The organism is Streptomyces griseochromogenes (assembly GCF_001542625.1).
GTDB lineage: Bacteria > Actinomycetota > Actinomycetes > Streptomycetales > Streptomycetaceae > Streptomyces > Streptomyces griseochromogenes.
On record NZ_CP016279.1, the window covers coordinates 6,643,092 to 6,665,207 of the forward strand.

General features: G+C 69.0%; 21 protein-coding genes and 1 pseudogene. 13 read left to right on the top strand and 9 right to left on the bottom strand.

The window, feature by feature from the left end; all coding sequences use genetic code 11:
• Window positions 1–300 carry a putative quinol monooxygenase gene (locus AVL59_RS28510; protein WP_067309966.1) on the bottom strand — a complete coding sequence of 100 codons (300 nt, stop codon included), beginning with the start codon at window positions 298–300 and terminating at the stop codon, window positions 1–3.
• Window positions 301–490: 190 nt separating this feature from the next.
• On the opposite strand from AVL59_RS28510, the gene AVL59_RS28515 reads away from it, so the two are divergent.
• The gene (locus tag AVL59_RS28515) at window positions 491–1,450 is read left to right on the top strand and encodes a GlxA family transcriptional regulator (protein WP_067309968.1); all 960 of its coding nucleotides are present in this window, start codon (window positions 491–493) and stop codon (window positions 1,448–1,450) included.
• 135 nt (window positions 1,451–1,585) lie between these two features.
• On the opposite strand, the gene AVL59_RS28520 is transcribed toward AVL59_RS28515, so the two are convergent.
• Window positions 1,586–2,251, bottom strand: a complete 666-nt coding sequence (locus AVL59_RS28520; protein WP_067309970.1) for a VC0807 family protein — start codon at window positions 2,249–2,251, stop codon at window positions 1,586–1,588.
• 189 nt (window positions 2,252–2,440) lie between these two features.
• Here AVL59_RS28520 and AVL59_RS55060 point away from each other — a divergent pair, with 189 nt between their 5' ends.
• Entirely contained in the window at window positions 2,441–3,238 is a 798-nt protein-coding gene (locus AVL59_RS55060; protein ID WP_237281701.1) for a nucleoside deaminase, read from the top strand.
• Between the two features lie 58 nt (window positions 3,239–3,296).
• Here the strand turns inward: AVL59_RS55060 and AVL59_RS28530 are convergent, their stop codons facing one another.
• Window positions 3,297–4,280, bottom strand: coding sequence for a hypothetical protein (locus tag AVL59_RS28530; RefSeq protein WP_159400106.1), 984 nt, complete (start codon window positions 4,278–4,280; stop codon window positions 3,297–3,299).
• Window positions 4,281–4,377: 97 nt separating this feature from the next.
• On the opposite strand from AVL59_RS28530, the gene AVL59_RS28535 reads away from it, so the two are divergent.
• On the top strand, window positions 4,378–4,761 hold the full coding sequence (locus AVL59_RS28535) for a hypothetical protein (protein WP_067309974.1): 384 nt from the start codon (window positions 4,378–4,380) through the stop codon (window positions 4,759–4,761).
• On the top strand, window positions 4,758–5,999 hold the full coding sequence (locus AVL59_RS28540) for a hypothetical protein (protein WP_067309976.1): 1,242 nt from the start codon (window positions 4,758–4,760) through the stop codon (window positions 5,997–5,999). The genes AVL59_RS28535 and AVL59_RS28540 overlap by 4 nt, the downstream gene beginning before the upstream one ends.
• 74 nt (window positions 6,000–6,073) lie before the next feature.
• On the opposite strand, the gene AVL59_RS28545 is transcribed toward AVL59_RS28540, so the two are convergent.
• The 3 genes from AVL59_RS28545 to AVL59_RS28555 form a co-directional block, all read right to left on the bottom strand.
• A complete protein-coding gene (locus AVL59_RS28545) occupies window positions 6,074–6,454 on the bottom strand; it encodes a DUF6114 domain-containing protein (protein WP_067309978.1) in 381 nt (126 codons plus the stop codon).
• Between the two features lie 5 nt (window positions 6,455–6,459).
• Window positions 6,460–6,999, bottom strand: coding sequence for a DUF6230 family protein (locus AVL59_RS28550; protein WP_159400107.1), 540 nt, complete (start codon window positions 6,997–6,999; stop codon window positions 6,460–6,462).
• Window positions 7,000–7,316: 317 nt separating this feature from the next.
• Window positions 7,317–7,742, bottom strand: a complete 426-nt coding sequence (locus AVL59_RS28555; RefSeq protein ID WP_067309984.1) for a hypothetical protein — start codon at window positions 7,740–7,742, stop codon at window positions 7,317–7,319.
• Between the two features lie 614 nt (window positions 7,743–8,356).
• On the opposite strand from AVL59_RS28555, the gene AVL59_RS28560 reads away from it, so the two are divergent.
• On the top strand, window positions 8,357–9,859 hold the full coding sequence (locus tag AVL59_RS28560) for a trypsin-like serine peptidase (protein WP_067309987.1): 1,503 nt from the start codon (window positions 8,357–8,359) through the stop codon (window positions 9,857–9,859).
• 67 nt (window positions 9,860–9,926) lie between these two features.
• On the opposite strand, the gene AVL59_RS28565 is transcribed toward AVL59_RS28560, so the two are convergent.
• Complete coding sequence (locus AVL59_RS28565; RefSeq protein WP_067309989.1) at window positions 9,927–11,378, bottom strand: M1 family metallopeptidase; 1,452 nt, start codon at window positions 11,376–11,378, stop codon at window positions 9,927–9,929.
• A 493-nt stretch (window positions 11,379–11,871) separates the two neighbouring features.
• Between AVL59_RS28565 and AVL59_RS28570 the strand changes: the two genes are divergently transcribed.
• From AVL59_RS28570 to AVL59_RS52630, 6 genes are all read left to right on the top strand, one after another.
• A complete protein-coding gene (locus AVL59_RS28570) occupies window positions 11,872–13,395 on the top strand; it encodes a pyridoxal phosphate-dependent decarboxylase family protein (RefSeq protein ID WP_079147035.1) in 1,524 nt (507 codons plus the stop codon).
• Between the two features lie 50 nt (window positions 13,396–13,445).
• The gene (locus AVL59_RS28575) at window positions 13,446–14,552 is read left to right on the top strand and encodes a pyridoxal phosphate-dependent aminotransferase (RefSeq protein WP_079147036.1); all 1,107 of its coding nucleotides are present in this window, start codon (window positions 13,446–13,448) and stop codon (window positions 14,550–14,552) included.
• Window positions 14,545–15,798 (top strand): MFS transporter, encoded by a 1,254-nt coding sequence (locus tag AVL59_RS28580; protein WP_067309994.1) that lies wholly within the window; start codon window positions 14,545–14,547, stop codon window positions 15,796–15,798. Before AVL59_RS28575 ends, AVL59_RS28580 begins: the two co-directional genes overlap by 8 nt.
• A gap of 280 nt (window positions 15,799–16,078) precedes the next feature.
• Window positions 16,079–16,603, top strand: coding sequence for a hypothetical protein (locus AVL59_RS28585; RefSeq protein ID WP_067309997.1), 525 nt, complete (start codon window positions 16,079–16,081; stop codon window positions 16,601–16,603).
• Window positions 16,604–16,940: 337 nt separating this feature from the next.
• Window positions 16,941–17,369 (top strand): hypothetical protein, encoded by a 429-nt coding sequence (locus tag AVL59_RS52625; protein WP_159400108.1) that lies wholly within the window; start codon window positions 16,941–16,943, stop codon window positions 17,367–17,369.
• 11 nt (window positions 17,370–17,380) lie between these two features.
• Entirely contained in the window at window positions 17,381–17,632 is a 252-nt protein-coding gene (locus AVL59_RS52630) for a hypothetical protein (protein ID WP_159400109.1), read from the top strand.
• Window positions 17,633–18,000: 368 nt separating this feature from the next.
• Here AVL59_RS52630 and AVL59_RS28595 read toward each other — a convergent pair whose 3' ends face one another.
• Entirely contained in the window at window positions 18,001–19,920 is a 1,920-nt protein-coding gene (locus AVL59_RS28595) for a hypothetical protein (protein WP_067310003.1), read from the bottom strand.
• Between the two features lie 928 nt (window positions 19,921–20,848).
• Window positions 20,849–21,232 carry a hypothetical protein gene (locus AVL59_RS55070; protein ID WP_237281703.1) on the bottom strand — a complete coding sequence of 128 codons (384 nt, stop codon included), beginning with the start codon at window positions 21,230–21,232 and terminating at the stop codon, window positions 20,849–20,851.
• Between AVL59_RS55070 and AVL59_RS56685 the strand changes: the two genes are divergently transcribed.
• Window positions 21,147–21,866, top strand: coding sequence for a condensation domain-containing protein (locus AVL59_RS56685; RefSeq protein ID WP_372450314.1), 720 nt, complete (start codon window positions 21,147–21,149; stop codon window positions 21,864–21,866). The genes AVL59_RS55070 and AVL59_RS56685 overlap by 86 nt on opposite strands.
• Window positions 21,844–21,938: pseudogene (locus tag AVL59_RS52635) on the top strand. Before AVL59_RS56685 ends, AVL59_RS52635 begins: the two are co-directional and overlap by 23 nt.
• Window positions 21,939–22,116 lie beyond the last annotated feature (178 nt).

Genomic DNA, 22,116 nt, shown 5'->3' on the forward strand with positions numbered 1-22,116 from the left:
TCAGGGCAGCTTGACCGCGAGCACGTCGACCGGCCGGATGTCGGGCGCCGAGGCGAGCATGGTCTCGGCGGCCCCCATCAGCGCGGCGGCGATACGTCCGCGCAGGTGCTCGGTGCGGTCCTCGTCGTTCTCGAAGGTGTCGAAGACACCGAAGGTGGTGGCGTCCTGACGGAAGGCGAACCAGGTGACCGTCCGCTTCTCCTCCTCGGCGAGCTGCACGGCTTCGGTCAGCATCCGGGCGACGTCATCGGCGTGCTCGGGCTTGGCCTCGATGCGGGCCAGCAGACCGACGTTGTTCATGGCGGTGGGCTCCTTCGAATGGATTCGGCACCCCGTGGCCGGGGTGTCCCGGCGCGATCGCGCGGCACGGCGGACCGGCACGGCCGCCGACGCGATCACGCATCCCCTCACCTGGGGACACCATTCACGCTAGGCCGGTGAAGCATCCCGCCCCAGTGTCGGAAACGACACATCTGATACCGTTCCCGACATGGAAGTCTCGGTGATGGCATACGACGGAGTGTTCGACTCGGGGCTCTGTGCGGCGCTGGACGTCCTTGAGGCGGCCAACGCGATGCGCGGCGAACTGCCCCAGCCGCCCCCCGCCTGGAACGTCACCACGATCGGTTTCAGCCGACAGGTGCGCACCGGCGCCGGGCACATCGTCACGGCCGAGCCGGCGAGCGTCGCGGACACCGCGGACCTGCTGCTCGTACCCGCGCTCGCCGAGCGCCGGCCCGATGCCCTCCTGGAGCGGGTCGCGGGTCCCGACCTGGCCGAGGTGCGCACGCTGGTCGCCGAGCGCCGCGGCCTGGGCACACCCGTGGCCTCGGCCTGCACGGGCACCTTCCTGCTCGCCGAGTCGGGCATCCTCGACGGCCGTCGGGCGACCACCACCTGGTGGCTGGCCCCTGTCTTCCGGCGCCGCTACCCCACCGTCGCGCTCGACGAGACCAGCATGGTGATCACGTCACAGGGGGTGACCACGGCAGGGGCCGCCTTCGGGCACGTCGATCTCGCCCTGGCGGTCGTCAGGATGGCCAGCCCGGCCCTGGCCGACCTCGTCGCCCGCTACCTGGTCGTGGACGAACGTCCCTCGCAGTCCGCCTACACGATCCCGAGCGCTCTGGCCCAGAGCGACCCTCTGATCGCCGCGTTCGAGCGATGGGCGCGCCTGCACCTGGACACGCCGAACAGCCTGACCGAGGCGGCCCAGGCCCTGGGAGTCAGTGAGCGCACGCTCCAGCGCACCCTCCGCCGCGTTCTGAACACCACGCCGGTACGGTTCGTCCAGGACTTGCGCGTCGAACAGGCCACGCACCTGCTCCGCACCACGGATCTGTCCCTGGAGACCATCGCCCGCAAGGTCGGCTACGAGCACGCCGCGACGCTACGCACCCTGCTCCGCGATCGCACGGGCGCCACGACGGCGGGTCTGCGCACCCGCTGAGCGACATCCGGCCGCCCCGGATCCGCGTGCCCATCGGGTCTCGTCGAACCGGTGAGTCCGTGGGCGGCCGGCCCCCCGGTCCAAAGAGGCTCTGTGCCGTGCTCCTGCACCTGGGCGACACCCGTGACTCCGTCGTCAGGAAGCCACGGCCGCGGTCTCGTTGTGGATGACGGCGAGCCGGGCAGGCTTCCGCGCATACCGCCGGCTGAAGAGTTCCAGGCCCATGAACAGCGCCACGTACTGAAGCGTGGTCACCAGCACCACCGAATCGATGGGCAACGTGTACGCGAGCACCACCCGCACCACCGAGTCGAGCAGCAGACCCACACCCCAGACCGCCGTCAGCCGCCGCATGACCTGGCGGAAGGTCGGCGACGCCTGCCAGTTGCGCTCCAGCTCCGCACGCTTGTCACCCCTGGCCACCGACGACAGCACCCGGTACATGAACGGCTGACCGCGCAGCGTGGCCAGGAACACCAGTCCGATCACCCCCGTGATCCAGCCGTCCTTGGCGAACATCAACCGCGGACTGCCCGTCACCGCCGACATCGCCGCACCCAGAGCCACCATGCTCAGCACCAGGACACCCAGCATCCCGACACGCCGCTCCCGCACCACCGTCAGCAGCCCCTCCAGCAACGGCGGAACGGCACTCGCCAGCACCGCCCACCACAGACCGACCCCGGCCGCCCGCAGACCGTAGAACACCGCCAGCGGAGCAACGACATTCAGCCCCAGACTCTGCAACAACGGCCCGTTCGACGAACCCGCCCGCTTGTTCACCATGTGCGTCCCGGTCATGTGCCCAGCCCTCGTCCGTGTCCGTTCCCGACGCCATCGAAACTACGGATCCGCACGAACGCGATCCATGCACCCAGCCACCGAGAAGAGTGGGGCCACACCCACCCCCGTGCGGGGCCTGGACACACACCCCCGCCCCGACCGCACCACACGGGTGAACCGGCGCAGGCGACGCACATCGTGCACCACATGTTCGACCCGTCTCGCGACGACTTCGACGAGGTCAACCACCGCTGGTTGTGCCCCCGGGGCGCCGAGCGCCGGCCCAGCGGCCCCGTCGCCATCTACCTGTTGACGTGGCCCTCGACCGTGCTGAAGCCATATGAGCGGGTCAGGCTGGCGGTGGCGGTGGCGAGGTGTTTGAGTGGAGTCGCGGGTGCCGCTCTTGAGGAGAGGTGTATGGACTTCGGCAGACGGCGGTTCGTCGGGACACTGGGCGCGGTGGTGTCACAAGCCGCGGCGCCGGGCACTCGTCCTCGGAGCGCGTTCCCCCGGGACACCGACGGCGGCCACGAGCGTTTCATGCGGCTGGCCATGGAGCAGGCCCGGCAGAACCCCGCCTTCCCCTTCGGCGCGGTGATCGTCGGCACCCGTACCGGCGAGGTCCTGGCCGGCGGGGTCAACGCCACGAAGGACAATCCGGCTCTGCACGGCGAGGTGGTCGCCATGAACGACTACGTGCGTCGGCACGGCAACCACGGATGGGCCGACACCACCCTCTACACCACGGGTGAGCCCTGCTCGATGTGCGTGAGCGCGATGGTCTGGGCGAATCTGCGACGCGTCGTCTGGGGAAGCTCGATCGACGAGATCCGCCGGACGGGGATCCACCAGATCGCACTGTCCGCACGGGAAGTGGCCCGCTCGGCAGGGTCCTTCTACACTCCGGAACTGTTCCTGGGCGGCGTGCTGGCGGACAGCACGGACCGCCTCTTCCAGGAGGCCCGGCGGCTCCGCCGACGTGACGCCTGCGGGGAGCTCGCCTGAAGCGTCGGGCCGGAACCGATCGTTCGGGGCATGGCGATCTCACGAACGACGATGCCGCCTAGCCATCCTGGCCGGCCAGGTCGTCCAGGCCGGCGCGTCGCAGGGCCTCACTGATGTAAGCGGGGTCCGGAGGCGTCAGCACCTCGAAGCGGGCGCCTCCCAGCCGACGGTCGGACGCGCTCGCGATGCGGACCATCTGGCCCTTGCGGCACCCGGTACACGACAGAATGGCCGTTCCTCCCGTCTCCTCGACCACGGTCAGCAGGGCGGACGGGAGCCGCAGCCGCGTTCCGCAGTCGGTGCACCGGCCGATGTGCGGGTCCTCGTCGCGGGCGGAAGCGGAGGAGGTGGCCGGGACGAGGGGTGAATCCACCGCCTCGTCGGCCTGGCCGGGATCAACGAACTCAACGGGCACGTCGGGTTCAGCCGGTTCAACGGGTTCATCGGGCTCCCTGCGGCCGTCCTCGGCTTCGCCGCCCGTCTCGGACAGCGCGTGCTCATACGCCACCGGGTCGAAGGAGAGGATGAACAGGTACAGGTCCTCGGTGACTTCCTCCGGCTCCTCCGGCAGGAAGACGTCGACGTCGCAGCAGTACAGGTGGGTGCCGCCGGCGGACAGGGTCCAGGTGAGGCCGCCCCAGTTCTGCGTGCCCCAGTGCAGGATCCGGCGCCGGAAGGCGAGTTCGGGGCCCCAGTCGGGGTCCCGGTGGTCGATGAGCTGCTGCAGGAACCGCCTGTCGTCCAGGCGGAACCTGAGGAACAGCGATCCGTCCATGCCGCGCACCTGAGGATTGAGGTCGTCGGACCACTCGGCCTCGACGAGCCGCAGCGTGGCCTCGGCGTACGGGTACCTCTGGGAGGCGCCGAAGAGCTGGGAGCTGAACGGCGTGCTGTCCACCCGCAGTTCGAGGTGGTCGCCGACGTGGGCTCGTAGCGCCTCGGCCTTGCTCCGCGTGAGCGCCTCCGGGGCACCTGCCCGGGTGGGCGAGACGGAGTAGTAGAGGCGTGCGGCCGCATATCCTGGGATCTTCTCGGATCGCACGAACATAAGCGTACTTCTCCTGCGAAGTCCGGGTGTAGTGATCGGCACCGTGCCATACTGAGTCACCGGCCGCCGACCGAGCTGACATGGGGGAAAAGTGACCGTCAAGGCCGAACTCTCCTTCCGCGTTCCCGCGTCCCTGCCCTTCGAGGACGCTCTCGACCTGTTGTTCCGCGCCGATTCGGGACTCGTGCACAGCGGGGAAACACCGACCGTCGAAAGCGAATTGAACTTCGAATTCGACACGTTGGTGAGCATCGGTACGGTGGTGGTCAGTGCGGCCCAGGCGGCTCTGGCCCTGGCCCAGCTCGTCGATCGGGTCAGGCAACGACGCGAGCGCACCGAGTCCACAGACGCGCCGAGCACGAACGCGGCCCCCGTGAACGCGACACCCGTCGAGATCAACATCACGGTCGAGGGCACGCGTTACAACATCGCCGAGCTGACTCCCGAACAGATCAGGCGCTTGCTCGAACCATGACGCACACGGGCCGGATCGGCTCCCACGTCATCGGCGTCCCGGTCATCCTCATCCGCTCCGACGTGCTCGCCAGGCACCGTCCGGAGATCTGGACCGCACAGGACGGCCCGCCCGAGGATCCGGAAGGTGAACGCCTGCTGGCTGAGGCCACCATGCTCCACGAAATACGCCATTTCCACGACGCGTTGCTCTGCCCGCCGCTCTACGACCGTTTCATGGTGGAGGCCGAACGCAACTCGGTGGGCGCTGCCGTATTCGCGGACCTGTCGGAGAACGGCGAGCGGGACCCGGCAAAGAGGCTCGGCAAGGAGCAACGGGACCTCATCGACATGCACCGTGCGACGGCCGCCGACTTCAAGCACCGCAACGCCTGCGCGTACGAGCCCGTCGAGGTCCCGGGAATCGGGCCCGCGATCACCCTCGTCGATCTGCTGGAGGCGAACGCCCTCGTCACCGAACTGTTCTTCCTGCACCGGGCTGTCGAGCACCGGACTCCCGGCGACAGCGGATACGACCACTGGCTGTCCCTGCTTTCGACCCTGCCGGCCAAGTACACCAAAATCATCAGCCGTTTCGTCCGCAGCCGGGAATCCTTCGGTGAGGATCTCCAACGGGTGTCCGGTGTACTGATGCGGTGTCTCTACCGGCCCGAGCCGTCGGCCGCCGCCCTCAGGGAAGTGGTCGGGCTTCCCGAGCGGGAGATCGATGCCCTGTGTGGTCCCGAAGTCATCGGAAAACAGCTGGCGGAGACGACGAAGCGGCACAACTACGCCCTGTTCACGATCTTCGAGCCCCATCAGCACGCCAGGCGGGTCTTCACCAACGCCGGCGACATCACCGAACTCCACGCCCGGTGTGCGGCCCGTATGCGGGAATCGGAGTTTCAGGTCGACGCGTATCTCCGGAACATCCGTGACTTCCCCGTGCCCGCCACCGGGTTCTTCGCCGATGCGGCCATGCTCGGTGAGCGGCGGCTTCCCTTCGTCCGCAAGGCGGACATCCGAGCGGCCTACGGTGACGTGTTCTCGCTCTCCAGCACCAAGGACCGGCAGCGGCGCGCGACGCTCGCCTGCGGTTTCTTCCCGACGTTCGGGACAGTGCCCTGCCTGGAACTCAATCGTGTCGACCTCATGCTCGGCATGCGTTTCGGCACACAGGGGCTCTTCGGTGAGAAGGTCTCCTACAACCACGCGATGGACCAGGCGTACGTCATGACGTACCGCCAGTGGATGGAGTGACCCGTCGTACGGATTCCCGGGCCGTCGGCCGAGACCTGCCGGAGGTTCGTCGCGGACGGCGGTGATCACCGGCATCACGTCACGCTTCTTTGTCGCACCGGTGGTTGGGGGATCCAGGCCAGGGCCAGGGCGCTGCCGACCGCGGTCAGCCCGAACCCGACGAGGAGGCCGCCCAGGTTGGCGGCGACCAGACTGACCAGGGACAGCACCGCGGCCAAGGTGCCGGCGAAGTGACGCAGGTCCGGGTTGCGCCAGGTCGTCACCCCTGCCACCACGAGCAGTGCGCCCAGCGTCCACGAGGCCGCGCCCGCGGCGCCGGTGAACCGCAGGAGTCCCAGGCCGCTCCAGCACACACAGATCAATTCGAGACCGCCCAGCACCAGCAGGAGACCGGCCGAGAAGGGGCGGCTGTGGCGCCACCTTCGCCAGGCGGCCCGCCGAGCGGTCTGTGCCATGGCAGTCACCGGCGGTCCTCCCGCCCGCAGCCGCCCGTGCCCTGGTGCAGTTCGATCGTGACACCGCTGGCGCTGATCGTCCCGGCGGTGAAGGCCCGTGGCAGGGTCGTCACATCGCTCCCGCTGACCTTGTCCGCGCCGACGGTGAACGGGCCCGTCGCCTGGGACAGGGACATCCGCGCGGTGTCGAACTTCGCACCGGAGACGGAAACATGTCTGGCGGCGGCCGCTCCGGCCTTCACCGTGAGTCCGGTGGCCGAGGCCCGCTGGATACGGACCACGGCGGTCACCGCACCGGCGACCGGCAGATCGGCGGTGGACGTGACGCAGGCATCCTCCACGCTGGCCTTCTCCAGCCGTGTCGCGAGAGTCGGCGGCGACCCGCCGTGGCCCGCGGCCGGGGAGGCCGACAGACCGGACCCCGACACCCGCGCGGCATGCACGGTGACCGGGATCTGGCCGGCGAACGCCACGGAGACCGCGCCCGCGGCACTCCCGGCCAGCAGAACCGAGGCTCCCCCCAGCAGGGATGTCAGGGCCAGCACGAATCGCAGTTTGCTGGTTCGCCCTGTCGTTGCCGCCTGACCGACATCCTGGTAGTTGATCACGCTTCCCCAACGAAGGCCGAACACAGAGGTAGCGCCCGGCACTGCCTGTCGGACAGTCACACCAGCGCCTCGTCCGGCCAGGACCGCCTGACGGCCTCCGACCAGCGCAGCCGAACCGGAATCGGATCAGGTCGATACAGCCCCGGCAGGGCAGCCGCATCGGCTCGGCGTGATTCGCCGCGGCCAGGCCTCCGGGGATTCCAGCGACCGGGCCGAGAATCGACTGCCCGGCCGCGACAGAAAAGGGGCAGCGCTCAGTTTCCCGACGGCTCGTCGACAGTCTGACGGCGCCGCAGGCGCAGCACTGTCCCGCCGACCGCCAGTGTCGCCACGGCACCTGACACGATACCGACGGCCAATCCGCCGCCGAAGCCCAGCCCCTCGCTCGACGCCGAGGCCGCGTCCTGAGCCGAGACCCTCACTGTTGAGTGCAGGACGATCGCGGGGTAGTCACACACAAGGTCCCGGTCCTCTTCCGTCACACATCCGGCGTCCTTGTGGCGCAGCGTGAACGTCACCGGATATGTCCCGGGCTTCATGGACTTCTTGATCCGGCCCGCGCCCACCCATGCGCTCTTGGTGTCGCCGAGGGCCGTGTCGTCGGTCAGTGCGGGACTGGAGACCTCGACTGCCGTCGGATGCGGATTGCCAGGACGTTCCTTGACCGTGAGGTCCACCACCTCGCCAGGCCGTGCGGGGCCTCCGACGGAGTCGTACCCGCGTCCGGGGAAGGGAAGCTCATCGGCACGAGCCCCTCCGGCCTGCCCAAGCAGGATCAGAGGCACGGCAATTCCAACAAGCCCGCCACGCCTGGACGAGCGTGTGAAGTCGATCATATGCGGTTCCCCCCGCCGGAAGTGGTTTTACGATCTCATGGTTGATCATTACCATCTCATGACCGACCAGGACGCGGCCACGCCAGAAGGCGTGGCGCGCGTCTCATCTGATGTGGGGGAAACCGAACATGAAGCTACGCAGAGCACTGGGTTCCGCGGCGGGGGCCGCGGCACTCATTCTGCTGCCGGGCTTTCCGGCAATCGCTGACCAGGGCGATCCGACTCCCTCAGGGAGCACCACTCCGAGCGCCCCGGCGGAACAGCCGTCCGTTGCGCCGACCCCCGTCCCGGCGGGCGGGGACGACGACGCACGCGGGTTCACGCCCGCTGACGCCGACGACTACTGGACCCCGGAGCGCATGCGGTCCGCGAAGCCCGTCAAGGAGCAGGAGGCCAAGCAGTTTCCGGCTCCGACCAGGATGCCCCGCGCAGCCAGCCGGCCGTTCGAAGGATTGCCCATGGTCGGCACCTTCTTCTGGAACGACGGCACCGACACGGGCCGCTTCTGCGGTGGCACGGTCGTCCAAAGCCCCGGCAAGAACATCGTGATGAGCGCCGGCCACTGCTTCGACGATCAGGACGCGCGCAAGAACCTCGCGTTCGTCCCGCAGTACGACGACGGCAAGAAGCCGCACGGCTCCTTCACCGTCAAGCCCGGGCGCATCTACGTCGACAAGCGATACCTGGCCAAGGGCCCGGACGCCGCGGCCGACCTCGACTTCAACTTCCTGCAGCTCGAGCCGCGCGGCGGCAAGAACGTCGAGGACGTCGTCGGCGGCGCCGAGCTGATGATCAACGCCGGGTACAACCATGACCCCGCTCGCCTCATCGGCTACCCGGCCAACCAGAAGCGCCCGTTGGACTGCACGGACAAGACCGTCCGCTACGACAGCACCGACCCCAAGATCCCGGGCAGCTTCCTGCGCATCGCCTGTGACAAGTACTCCGGCGGTGCCTCCGGCGGCCCGTTCCTCATCAAGCGGGGCAACGGCTGGGGCATCATCGGCGTCATCGGCGGGTGGAAGACAGGCGGCGACAAGGACGACATCTCCTACAGCTCCTACCTCGACGGCGACGCCAAGGCGCTGTACGACGACGCGGTCAACAACCGTCAGCCTGCCGGTCGCGGAGTCCTGGGCAAGGCCGAGACCTGGCAGCATGCCGAGGTCATGGCGGGTGGCTACTTCACGGACGGCAATCCCGGAACGTGGGACTACTCCGACCTGATCGTGCGCTGGTCCGACGGCGAACTGACCCTGTACCGCGGCGCCGGGGAGGAGGCCGACAACTTCGACAAGGAGATACGTCTCACCGGGCCCAACGGCACCTGGAAGCACGCCGCGACCATGGCCGCGGGCGACTTCACCGGCGCCGACCGCGACGATCTCATCGTCCGCTGGACCGACGGCGAGCTGACGCTGTACCCCGACGTCGACGAGAAGGGCTTTCACGGCGAGGTCCAGCTGCAGAAGCCCAACGACCTCTGGAAGCACGCCACTTCCATCACCGGCGGCCGGTACACGACCAGCAACAAGTGGGCCGACGATCTCCTGGTCCGCTGGAGCGACGGTGAAGTCACCCTGTACACGGACGTCAACCGCGACGGCTTCCACGGGGAGAAGAAGCTCGCCTCGCCCAACGGCACCTGGAAGCACGCCTCGACGATCGCGTCGGGCGACTTCACGGGCAACGACCAGCACGATCTCATGGTGCGCTGGACGGACGGCGAACTGACCCTGTACAAGGACGTCGACCAGAACGGTTTCCATGGCGAGACCCAGGTCAAGAAGCCCAACCGGCTCTGGACGCACGCCACCATCCTGGGAGCCGGCGACTACACGGAGAACCGCCACCCGGACGACTTCCTCGTGCGGTGGTCCGACGGTGAGGTCTCCATGTACCCGGATGCCGACGAAACCGGCCTGAACCGCGAGATCACGCTGGTGTACCCGCCCGCGTAAGGCACACTGCCGGCTGGAGAAGGGCTTTCCCTCCGGGGAGAGCCCTTCTCCCACCGGATCGCTCTCCTCACATCCGGGACGGCTTCTCCTTGCCGAAGAGCCAGGTGTCGAAGAGCTCGGTCAGGTCCTTCCCGGACTTGCTCTCGCACAGGGCGACGAACTGCCGGGTGTCGGCGTTGCCGTGCCGGTGCTGTCGCGTCCAGGTACGGAGTATGTCGAAGAAGGTCTCGTCGCCGACGGCCTTGCGCACCCTGTGCACGACCATGGCGCCGCGTCCGTAGACGGGCGGATCGGACACGCGCTCTCCGCTGGGCGGATCGGCGGGCGGGAAGGCCCAGATGCCCTCGCTCTCGGCGTCCGTTCCGTCGTAGAAGTCCTCGAAGATCTCGTCGGTGTCCCTGTCGCCCTGCTTCTCCTCCCAGAGCCACTCCGCGTAGGTGGCGAGCCCCTCGCTGAGCCACATGTCCTGCCACTTGCGCGGGGTCACGGAGTTGCCGAACCACTGGTGAGCCAACTCGTGCACGAGCAGCGCCTCGTCCGGCACTTCGGCGAAGTAGGGCTTGGTCTGGGTCTCCAAGGCGTAGTCGAGCCCGGGCAGGTGGTCGACGATGGCGCCGGTCGAGGAGAAGGGGTAGGGGCCGAAGCGTCCGCCCGCCCAGTCGACGATCTCGGGCACCAGGTCCGCGACAGCGGTGGCGCCCTCGGACTCGTCGGGGTCGACGGCGACGTAGACGGGCAGGTGGTCGCGTGTCCAGCCCTTGTGGATCTCGAAGTAGCCGACGGAGACGTGGGCGAGGTAGCCGGCCATGGGCTCCTCTGTGCGCCAGTGCCGTGTCATCGTCTCACCCTTGTCCTCCTCCGTGATCAGCCTGCCGTTGCTCACCACGTCGTAGAAGTCGCCTTCCGCGTCCTTGGGCACGGTGACCGTGATGTCGTACGTGGCCTTGTCCGACGGGTGATGGTTGCCCGGGAACCAGGCCATGGAGCCGGTCGGCTGGCCCAGGGCGGTCGAGCCGTCATCGGTCTCGATCCAGCCTTCGAGACCTCCGTCGTCGCCCTCGATCGTGCGGGGGGTGCCGTCGTAGGTGACGACCGTCTCGAAGACCTCGTCGTTCCTCACCGTCTTCGCCGGCGTCACGAGCACCTCGTCGCCGGAACGGGCGACTTGGGCCTTCTCGCCTTGTACCGTGGCGCTGCGCACCCGCAGCCCGGACAGGTCGAGGTCGAAGCGGCTCAGGTCCTGGGTGGCCCGTGCCGTGATGACTGCCGTGCCCTTCAGGCGGTTGGTCTCCGGCACGTAGTCCAGCGTCAGTCCGTAATGCGCCACGTCGTAGCCACCGTTGCCGAGCGCCGGGAACAGCCGGTCACCCACGCCGGCCGCGCCGGGCCTCGCGACCGCGGCGGCACCGTCCCCCGCTGCGGAGCCGGAGCAGGCCGTCGTCATGACCAGGAGCAGTGCCGCAGCCGGAGCCCAGCCAGGCAGCGGGCCCGAGACCGCCGGCCGAGGCCGGCGACCCATGGCTGTACGAGGTTTCATCTCATGTCTCCCATCGATCGCAGCACCCGAGACGTCAGAAACCCCGCATCGTCTAATGGTTGCCTCAAGACTGGTAAAAATTTCCTTTGACAGAGCAATGCTCATGACCCATGATCGATGTGAGCACTGGCCGGACTGACCACCGGTCTTCGGCTCTGCACGGGGGGAAGAAATGAGCCAGTACATCGAGGGCAAGGACTCCGGGACCGGCAGGCAAAGGCCGACTCGCCGCCGCGCCGCTCAAACGGAGATCGCTCCGCACTGACGGGAATCGTTCCGTACTGACGGGGACGGTTCCGTACTGACAGGGATCACTCCGCTCTACCGGCGATCACTCCGCTCTGGCGGAGATCAACGCATGGCATCAGTGCCTCGCGGAGCCTGACTCCGGCGTGCCCATAGGTACTCGCGCGCGCCGCATCGGGCCGCTGCCGCCCCCTGCGCGAACACCATGAACCCATGACCAGGAGTTGCAATGCCACCTGGCACGACCACAGACCAGACACGTCCGTTCGCCGCCCAAAGCCGCGACGAGACGGCCGAGCTGCTGACGAAGGCCGTCAATCTGGGACTCGACTTCAAACTCCAGCCCGAGGTGTTCCTCGAACGAATCCCCTCGGTCGAGGCCCGGGACCGGCTGATCTCGTCCTTCCCCGTCAACCCGGGCACAGTCGAAGACGCCCTGGCCGAATTCGCCGAAACCATGCTGCCGCTCTGCAAGAACGAGGCGAGCCCGCAGTTCCTCGGCTTCGGCGACACCGGCGACGACGTGGGCGCGCTCACCGGCGGCGTACTGGCCCTTCTGACGCAGCAGAACCTGATCAACCAGAGCTTCGACTCGCCGAGCGCCACCTTCATCGAGGCCACGGCGCTGCGGTGGCTGCGGGAGCTGATCGGCTACACCAACCCGCAGGTCGAGGACCTCAAGACCGTGCTCGACTTCGGGGGAGTCATCACGCACGGCGGGACGATGAGCAATTCGCTCGCCATGATGCTCGCCCGGGAACACAAGGTGCCGGGCACCATGGAGACCGGGGTGCGGGATCCCGGCCGGTTCTCGATCGTCGTACCGCGCGACATCGGCCACTACAGCGTGAAGAGCGCACTGAAGTGGATCGGCCTCGGCTACCAGGTCATCGAAGTGGACACCGAGGGCTTCCGCTACGACCTCAAGGCCCTGGAGCGGGCGCTGCGGGAGCACGAGGGCCGCATCATGTCCGTGGTGGTATACGCCGGAGACAGCCGCACACAGACCGTGGACGATCTGCGGGGTGTGCGCGACGTCGTGCGCGCGGCCGACGAGCGTATCTGGCTGCACGCCGACGCCTGTTGGGGACTGATGTGCTCCTTCAGCGATCGGCTGTGCGGCAAGATAGCGGGCATCGAGGACTACGACAGCGTGACGGTCGACCCGCACAAGGTGATGGCCGTTCCGCACAGCCTCGGGGCGCTCCTGGTCCGCGACCCGGCAAGCCTCAAGGCCATCTCCAGCCACTCCGGCCTCATCATGGGCGACGACTTCGACTGCGGTCAGGTCACCCCGTTCATCGGGACCAAGGCGTGGCTGTCGCTCAAGCTGTGGATGATGATGCGTACGCACGGCCGGTCGGGACTCGCGAAACTGGCGGAGGACCGCGTCGACAAAGCCCTGCGCTTCGCCGACCTGGTCGATTCCCACGACCGGCTGATTCGCCTGCACACGGTGGACATGATGGCCGTCACGTTCATGTACATACCTGCGGACGTCGACGTCACAGCTCCGGACATCGAGCGGATCAACGAGGCCAACCTGCGTATCCATGAGCGCATGCTGGCCGACGGCACCTGGCACCTGCACCACTTCGGCCTGCCCGATGACGACGGCGTTCTCAAGTACGGCGTGACGCTCTACCCGTTGCGCTTCATGGCCGCCAACCCGCGCATCGAGGAACACCACATGACCGGAGTCCTGGACTACATCCTGGAGCTGGGAGCCACGTTCGACGAGGGCTCGCTGTAGGCCGAGTGCCGATCGAAGTCCCTCATACGGCTCACCGTCAGGAAGACACGATGACGTCCCAACGTGTACACGCAGTACGTACGTTTCCCACGCTGGCGCCCTTCCGGGCCAGTCCGGTCGCCCATGATCCCCACGACATGATGCGGCTCGCCCTGTCCGAGAACGCGGTGGGCGCCTCGCCGAAAGCCCTGGCCGCCGCACGCGCCGAGATCGAGCGCACCCACTGGTATCCGCACTCCGACGGCGAGCCGCTGCGCGGACTGCTCGCCACGCATTACGGGCTCCCCGAGCAGAACGTCATTGTCGGGAACGGCGTGGACGAGATCATCCTGCTCGTCGCACTCGCGATGTCCGGCAATGCCAGGCCCACCGTGGTGACCGCCAACACATTCGCCGGCTACACCGCCTCACTCGAGATCACCGGCCATGCCGTGACCACCGTGCCATTGGCCACGGCGGGCGGAATCGATCTGGACGGTGTGTGCGAAGCCGCGTCCGGGGCCGCCTGTGTGGTGGTGTGCAACCCGCACAACCCGACGGGCACCGCCCTGAACGCCGAGCAGGTGAAGACCTTGGTCGAGGTGTGCCGCGACGCGGGAGCCCTGCTCGTCCTCGACGAGGCATACGCGGAGTTCGCCGATGCGACTCGGTTCGGCAGTGGTCTGCCCCACCTCCACGGCGAGGGAGTCGTGGTGCTGCGGACCTTCTCCAAGGCATATGGCCTCGCAGGCCTGCGCTGCGGCTACGCACTCGGCGACGGGGATCTCATCGCCGCCATGGCCACGATCCGCACGGCCCTGCCGTACAACACCAACCGGGTGGCGTTGGCCGCCGCCGCGGCGGCGCTCGCCGACCAGGACCACCTGAGGACCGTCGTCGACGACTGCGCCGTAGCCCGCCAGGTGCTGAGTTCGGGGCTCGCGGCGATGGGAGTCCGAAGTCTGCCGTCGCAGACGAACTTCCTTCTCGCACACCTCGGCGACGACGCGCCGGGCATCATCGAGCGCCTCGCCGACCAGCACCGGATCCACATCCGGGACATGGCGGGGCTCGGCCTGTCCGGCTGGGCCCGGATCAGTGTTCCGCTCACCCGCGACGTACCGCTCCTCACCTCGGCTCTGAGTTCCGTGACCGCGGCAACGGGCGCCCATGTCTGAACCGGAGCCTGCGTCGCCCAACCCCTACCGGAGAATATTCGCCGCGCCCGGCACGGCGTCCTTCACCGCCGCCGGATTCCTCGGGCGTTTGACGCTCACCATGACGGGCGTCGGCATCATCACTCTGGTATCCCAGCTCACCGGCCGGTACGGCCTGGCCGGCGCCCTGTCGGCGACCTTCGCGCTGTCCGCCGCCGCGATCGGCCCGCAGACCTCGCGCATGGTGGACCGGCACGGTCAGGCGAGGGTCCTGCGCCCCACCGCCCTCGCCGCCGCCGTAGCCGCGGCGGCGTTCGTCGTCTGCTTCGACCAGCGAGCGCCGGAGTGGGTCCTGTTCCCCTGCGCTGCCGGAATCGGCTGCGCGCCCAACGTCGGCTCGATGGTCAAGGCGCGTTGGGCCGAGGTCCACCAGGGGTCGCCACGTGAACTGCACACCGCCTATTCCTGGGAAGCCGTGGTCGACGAGGTGTGCTACATCGTCGGGCCCGTCGCCTCCATCGGATTGTCCATCGCGTGGTTCCCGCAGGCGGGGGTACTGATGGCGGTCGGATTCCTCCTCGTCGGAGTCTTCTGGCTGACGGCCCAGCGCGCCACCGAGCCCCGCAGGCATGCTGCGGCCGGCCACCGGGGAGGGACGGCGATGGGCTCGCGCGGGTTGCGGGTTCTCGTCGCGACCTTTGCGGCCATCGGCGGGATATTCGGCTCCATCGACGTCGTGACGGTAGCCTTCGCCGAGGCGGAAGGCCACAAGGGCGCGGCAAGCCTGGCGCTCGCCGCGTACGCGCTCGGCTCCTGCGGCGCGGGCGTCGTCTTCGGACTGCTGCACCTCAAGGGCACGCCCTTCGGCAACTGGTGCATCGGGCTGTGCGCGATGGCGGTGACTGTGCTTCCGCTGCCGCTCGCCGGCAACCTCTATGCGCTGGCGGCCTTGCTCTTCATCGCCGGGCTGTGCGTCGCACCGACCATGGTGACCACGATGGCCCTGCTGGAACAACACGTTCCGCGCGACAAGTTCACCGAAGGCATGACGTGGACCGGAACCGGGCTCGCCATGGGCCTGGCGCTCGGCTCCACCGGAGCAGGCTGGGTCGTCGACACCTCGGGCGCACGGGCTGGGTACCTGGTGCCCGCCGCCGCGGGCCTACTGGCAGTCTCAGCCGCTCTTCTGGGCAGCCGACACCTCCGCAGGCCATCCGTGACGGAGGAAGGCACGACGGACGGCCGGTCACGGCTGTACGCGGACTGACAGCGGCACGCGGAAATCACTGGTTCAGCAGGCGTTCACACGGCCCATGGTGCATAGTTGACAAGCCGTCATACTACGTGGAGACGTGCCGAATCACCCTCGCCGAGCCCGCCGTCAAGGCCGCTTCAAGACTTCACCCCCAACCACTCTCGGCTGAATAAACGTTCAACCAAAGGGGCCCACGGTCAGGCAAAGGGGTCTACTCGCATAGATACTCCCGGTGCTGTCATGCTCACGATCGCCCGGAATCCTGCCGGGCACCGCACCGGGAGACCCCCACATGTCCCGAATATCGCGCCCCCTGGTGACCACCCTCTCCACCCTGGCTCTCGCCGCCGCGGGCCTCACCGTCACCACCGGCTCCGCCCACGCCGCGAGCTGCAGCCAGGGCTACCTCCCCCTGCCCGACCCGGCTTGTACGCCCGGCGCCCTCAACCCGGACGTCACCCAGGACACCATCGACTCGACCATCTGTGTCTCCGGTTGGACCGCGACCGTGCGGCCCCCCACCTCCTACACCAACGCGCTGAAGAAGAAGCAGATCGCCGAGTACGGCTACTCCGACACCAGCCTCTCGGACTACGAGGAGGACCACTTCGTCCCGCTCGAACTCGGCGGCGCCCCCAGGAGCGAGGAGAACCTCTGGCCCGAGCCGCACTCCGGCGACGGCACCTCCTCGCAGAAGGACTCCGTCGAGAACAAGCTGAAGAAGGCCGTCTGCGCCGGTGACGTCAGCCTCTCCGACGCGCAGAACGCCATCATCACCGACTGGACGACGGCGCTCTCCGACCTCGGCCTGAGCTGAGCCGTCGCCACCCTTAGGGGCCGGCTCCTCCCCCGTGAGGAACCGGCCCCCACCACTCCTGCCGCAGAAGCAGGTCGGATGCCTCCACAGGCACGATGTGCCGGAACGCCGCGCGGAAGACCCTCGTAGAGCACGGGTCACGAGGAGGACATCATGAACCGTCGGACTCGCGTTCACCTCAGCCGCCGGTCCACCTCTCCTCGCGACGACACGATCGACCACAGGACCCCCTCGGGGCGACTGCTGCCGTACCAGGGCGCCTACCGAGTCGTGCTCAACAGGTCGTCCGTTCGGTCAGGACCGGGCCGAGTCGGCAACGAGGGCCTGTGCCGGCTCGGTGGTTCTGTATCTGCGGTGGTGCCTTCGCACCGGCCGCGACTGGCGGGTGGCGGCCACCGACATGGGCTTGTTCATGGTATGGCTGAAGTACGTTCCGGCTGGCGCCGAGGACCAGCAGGTGGTCCGCGGACCGGGCACGCAGCCGGTGCGCGGCGAGCGGCGCATCAACAAGGTGCTCACCGCGGTACGCGGATTCCTGGCCTTCGCGATCGGCAGGGATGAAGCGCCGCCGTGGATCCTCGGGCAGATCTACGATCTGGCGGACTCGCGCGATTTGCCGCTCGAAGCCCAGGCAGAAGATGCCAGGTTGACTACCGGTTGCGGGCTCAGCACAGGCTGCACGAGCCTGAGACGGTGGTCGACCGGGCCACCGACGTCGAGACCGTGGCCATGTTCCGGGCCTGCCGGTCGGCCCGGGACCGCCTGATCGTTCTGCTCATGGCCCGGGTCGGCCCGCGCCGTGGCGAGCTCGCCGGTCTGCGACGCAGCGACGTGCATCTGCTGGTCGACAACGCCAGTCTGGGCTGCTCGGTCGAAGGGGCCCACGTGCATGTCCACCGCCGGGCCAACAGCAACAGCGCCTGGGCGAAGTCCCGTCGAAGCAGAGTAGTTCCGCTGGACTTCGTTTCCGTCCAAACACTCGACCAGTACGTCGCTGAACGCCACCAGACAGGACGCTGGGAACAGTGACTTCCTGCTGGTCAACCTGTTCCGGGCGCCGATCGGGGCACCGATGCGACCGGACGCCGTCAACGACCTGGTGGACGCACTGGTCCGGCGCGCGGGCATTCCGCGGCGGCTCGGCTCGAAGCGGTCACCGTGCCGGCACGGGCAGGTCTCTGCCAGAGCCTGAGAAAGCTGCCGATGCTCAAGTGAGGGCCGATTCCAGCCGCCCGGGTGGAGCCGCCGAACGACCTTGCGGCCAACCCGCAGGTGCGCCGGCGGCGCACGTACGACCGGGTACGGCGGGTACTCGCGGAGTTGGAGTAGGGGTGGCCGGCTAGGCGTGCCGCAGTTCAGCGTCGGACCGGCTTGGCCTCCGTGCGGGGTGTCGGTGTTCAGCGCGGGGCTGCCACGGCTGCCGCGGCCGCGGTAAGGATGCGGTGCAGGACGGGGACCGGGATCGCCGGGTTGGTGACCGCTGCGCATGCCGTGTCGCGGTCGTGCAGCAGTCCGGCCAGGACGCGGGCTGGCAGCCGCGGATTGCGCACCGCTGTGCCGCGGACGTGGGCCTCCGGGTCGTTCAGCAGCCGCACCGCGTCGGCCGGTGACAGCCGGGGGTCCTCAGCCGCGCGGCGGCGCACCTCGGCTTCGGGATCCCGGGCCAGGCGTGCGACGTCGACCGGTGTCGACTCCGGATCGTCCAGGGCTAGGCGGCGCATCCGCCCGCTGGGGTCGGCGGTGTAGCGCAGCAGGCCCGTACGGGGGAAGTTGGGGTGGCTGCGGGGCCGGTCGGGGTGGCTGAAGCTGCCGTCCCACCAGCGCCAGACCTCCAGCAGCATGTCGGCCGGCGCGTCCTCGCACGATTCGGCGAGGAACAGGCGGACCACCCGGTCCTCGTCCCGCGCCAGGCGCGCCACGACATCCGGCGGGAGGTGCCGGGCTCGGGCCACACTGCGGCGGACCAGCGGGTGGGACGACGCGGCGAGACGGCGCATCGCGTCGGCGTCACCGTGCAGGTCTTCGACCCAGGGCAGAGTGTGCGACATCGACGTCGGGTCGAAGTCGTGGCGTACCGCGGCACGTTGCTCCTCGGTGAGGTCGGGGCGCAGCGCCACTGCGGAGCGGATGTCGTCCTGCGAGTCCTCCGCCAGCACGGCGACGCCGTGTGCGCCCAGGCCCGGGTTGGCGGCCAGCGCCCGACGTACTTCCGCGTCCCCGTCCCGGACCAGCTCTGCCTCCAACTCGGGCGCGAGGCGGCACCGTTCGAGCGCCCGCCGCGGGTCGGGCAGGGCGGCGAAAACCTCGCGAGGCATGGGTACGCCGGTGTGGTGGGCGAGCAGCGCAGCCGTTCGCACCGCGTGGTCGGTGTCGGCCAGCAGCCGCTCCCGCAGCGGCGCAGCGAGGTCCTCCCACCGGGCACAGGCCGCCGCCCGCACCCGGGGATCGGCGTCGGCCGCGAGGCCAGGGAGGTGCTGTGCGGGGAGCCCCGGGAGTTCGGCGGCTCGCGCGCGGGACGGGCTGGCGAGGAGGTCGTCGTACAGGTCCTCGGGGAGTTCGGCGCCCCAGACGCAGGCATGCTCCGCCCAGAGCACGCGTCGATTCGGCGACGGCTCGGCGCGGACCAGGTGTACCCACTGATCGGACGTGAGCTTGGGCCGGAAGGTGTCGGCGAGCCTTGACCGCACCCGCGGATCGGGGTGCGCCACGGCGGCGTCGAGGACGGCGGGCCGGTCGCATCCGTGCAGGAAGCCCTCCTCCACATCCAGCAGCCGGATCAGCAGTTCGTCCGTCGCGGCCGGATTGGACCCTATCCCCTCCGCCCAGTGCAGAGGCCACGCACGTCGGCCGGGCACCGCCGCCCACACCTCGGCGCGCTCGACCTCCGTCTCGAGCCCGGCGGCCGCGGCGGCCTCCTCCAGCCGCTCCGGCAGTCGGTCGAGGGCCGTCACCCGAGGCCCGTCCGCGCCGGGCACCTCCGCCAGCAGCACCTGCCCGTCGAGGGAGAGCGCCACGAACCCGGGGTCGCCGGTCAACTCCGGCACGCCGCTCCCGGCGTGCCGGACCCGGGTCCACCAGGAGTCGTTGCCGCCGATCCGGTGCCTGAGGACGGCCACAAGGAACTCACCGTCGACACCGCAAAGACGGCGCCACCACGCGGCATCGAGTGCTTCGCGGGCCACTCCGTCCGGCGCCGCGATCCCCCGCGCGATCCGCCAGCCGGCCTCCGGCGGGAACAAGCTGCCCGGGCGCACGTCCTCGACGACCGTGAGTCCGGCGCATGCGAGTAGTTCGTGGAGTTCCTCTTGGCGCTGCACGCGGTCATGATCCCCGCCGACTCGCGGTGAGACAAGTCCCTCAGCCCACACCCAACCGGCCCTCACCCGCGCACAGGTCATTGACTGTGAGGTCGTTCGGCGGCCCCACCCGGGCGGCTGGAATCGGCCCTCACTTGAGCATCGGCAGCTTTCTCAGGCTCTGGCAGAGACCTGCCCATGCCGGCACGGTGACCGCTTCGAGCCGTCATGGAACCGTCCTCACGTTCTTCGAGCGCAATCTGTCCGGCGCACAGGGACCCGTGCACCACGGCGCCCGATGTGCTGAGCGCTTCACTCCGGCGATCGTCGCCGGAGTGAAGCGCTCAGTCACCCTCGATCACGACTCGATACGCGCCCCAGCACGGAATTGCGGACAGCGCGCTGAACTCGGCCCACGGAAGTCACGCGACATGACGGGTGACCGTTCACTATCGTCGCCGGAAGAAAGGACGTGGGCATGGCATTGGTGAAGAGGGGATCACGCCGCATAAGCGTCGACGACGTCCCCTATCGCTGGAGGCTGCGCGGAAGGCCGACCTATGACCAGGGGTTGGTCCGGTCGCCCCTCACCTATGCGGTCGAACACGCCGAATCTCCCGGCACCACACTGGTGGTCACCACCGACCAGCCACACCCGGGCAATTGGCTCGGTGCACCGGGCACTCCCGTCCTGCCGCGCGACGTCGCTGCCGGAATCCGCACCGCTCTCGCTCATGGATGGGCACCCCGGAGCCCGGGCTCTCCGTTCCGCCTCGACCAGTCGGAAGGCTTCGTCGCTTCCTGACCCACAACGCGCCGTTGGACTCACCGACCACCCGAATCGGTGAGTCCAAGGGTCGGCTGGACCAGCCGACCCTTGGAACCCGCATCGGCCGGCTGCCTCCGTGGATGAGCGTCATCGGCAGCCGACAGACCGGGACGGCCTGGTTCAGCAGTCGGCGGACGTCGGCCCGTCACCGCTCGCGAACCGCTTGAAGGCGGCCTGCTTGAGCCACTGCTGGACGTTCCCGGCTTCCGCGGTGCCGAGGCCCGCAGCGAGTCGCACGATTCCCAGCCCGGCTCCTCGACGAGCAGGCGCAGCACGGAGGGGCACCGAGTCCGGCGGCACCGCGGACATCACCGTCCAGGACCTGTACGGGGCATTCACCGTGCGGTCCCAGGCGAAGCTGCTGGAGGCGGCCGGGACGGGCCTGCCGCCGGTCGTACCGGTCGAGCGCGGGGACGCCTTGCCGCTCTCGTTCGGCCAGGAGCGGCTGTGGTTCCTGGACCGGCTGACGCCGGGCAGCACCGAGTTCACCGTTCCGCTGTTCATACGGCTCGGCGAACGGGCCGACCTCGATGCCGTCCACGCGGCCTTGCGGGCGCTCGCCGGGCGCCACGAGATCCTGCGCACCCGCTACCCCGTGATCGGCGACCAGCCGCGGCAGGTCGTGGGGGAAGCCGGCGTCGAGCTGCGTGAGGCAGCGACCACGGACCTGGCCGCCGAGGCCACGGCGGAACTCGGCCGGGGCTTCGATCTCGCCGACGGCCCGGTCTGGCGCGCGCTCCTGGTCCGCTCGGACGGCGCCGGCGACACCGTGTTGCTGACGCTGCATCACATCGCCTGCGACGGATGGTCGGCCGTCACCCTGGAACGGGACTTCCGGGCGCTGTACGCGGGCGCGGAATCTCCCGTCCCTGCGCTGCAGTACGCGGACCACGCCGTCTGGCAGCGCACCCATCTCGGCGACGACCTGCTGGCCCCGGGCCTGGCTGCCTGGCGTACCGCGCTGGAAGGTGTCGAGCCGCTGCATCTGCCCACCGACCGGCCGCGCCCGGCCCTGCGGGACGGCCGGGGCGCCGTGGTGACCTTCGCCGTGCCCGGCGACGTCGCGCGTCCTTGTTCATGTGAACGGCACGGGACACCACCGGGGCCGGGAACAGGGAGAGGTGCCCGGAGTGGTTGATCGGGGACCAGCGAGCATGCCTCACGGTCGGGCCCCCTGGGGCCCACGCAGGTTCGAATCCTGCCCTCTCCGCCGGTCGGGATCCGCTCCTGGGCGGGCGTCCGGCTGAGCCTGGCCGGTCGTACTTGGCCGCTCATTGGCGCAGCGGCTCGTCGTCCGAGCCAGGGCTTCGCTGCTCGATGCGCGACGAATCCGGAGTCCGGTGAGGGTGCCCCTGCCCGCCCGGGCCCGGCCCCATGATGGCAGGGGC

Coding starts and splice junctions, on each gene's coding strand:
- AVL59_RS55060 (WP_237281701.1), top strand. CDS start 2,441: ATGTTCGACCCGTCTCGCGACGACTTCGACGAGGTCAACCACCGCTGG.
- AVL59_RS52630 (WP_159400109.1), top strand. CDS start 17,381: ATGGCCCGGGTCGGCCCGCGCCGTGGCGAGCTCGCCGGTCTGCGACGC.
- AVL59_RS28565 (WP_067309989.1), bottom strand. CDS start 11,378: ATGGGTCGCCGGCCTCGGCCGGCGGTCTCGGGCCCGCTGCCTGGCTGG.
- AVL59_RS28570 (WP_079147035.1), top strand. CDS start 11,872: ATGCCACCTGGCACGACCACAGACCAGACACGTCCGTTCGCCGCCCAA.
- AVL59_RS55070 (WP_237281703.1), bottom strand. CDS start 21,232: ATGAACAGCGGAACGGTGAACTCGGTGCTGCCCGGCGTCAGCCGGTCC.
- AVL59_RS28540 (WP_067309976.1), top strand. CDS start 4,758: ATGACGCACACGGGCCGGATCGGCTCCCACGTCATCGGCGTCCCGGTC.
- AVL59_RS28560 (WP_067309987.1), top strand. CDS start 8,357: ATGGTCGGCACCTTCTTCTGGAACGACGGCACCGACACGGGCCGCTTC.
- AVL59_RS28520 (WP_067309970.1), bottom strand. CDS start 2,251: ATGACCGGGACGCACATGGTGAACAAGCGGGCGGGTTCGTCGAACGGG.
- AVL59_RS28515 (WP_067309968.1), top strand. CDS start 491: ATGGAAGTCTCGGTGATGGCATACGACGGAGTGTTCGACTCGGGGCTC.
- AVL59_RS28510 (WP_067309966.1), bottom strand. CDS start 300: ATGAACAACGTCGGTCTGCTGGCCCGCATCGAGGCCAAGCCCGAGCAC.
- AVL59_RS28585 (WP_067309997.1), top strand. CDS start 16,079: ATGTCCCGAATATCGCGCCCCCTGGTGACCACCCTCTCCACCCTGGCT.
- AVL59_RS28575 (WP_079147036.1), top strand. CDS start 13,446: ATGACGTCCCAACGTGTACACGCAGTACGTACGTTTCCCACGCTGGCG.
- AVL59_RS28545 (WP_067309978.1), bottom strand. CDS start 6,454: ATGGCACAGACCGCTCGGCGGGCCGCCTGGCGAAGGTGGCGCCACAGC.
- AVL59_RS28580 (WP_067309994.1), top strand. CDS start 14,545: ATGTCTGAACCGGAGCCTGCGTCGCCCAACCCCTACCGGAGAATATTC.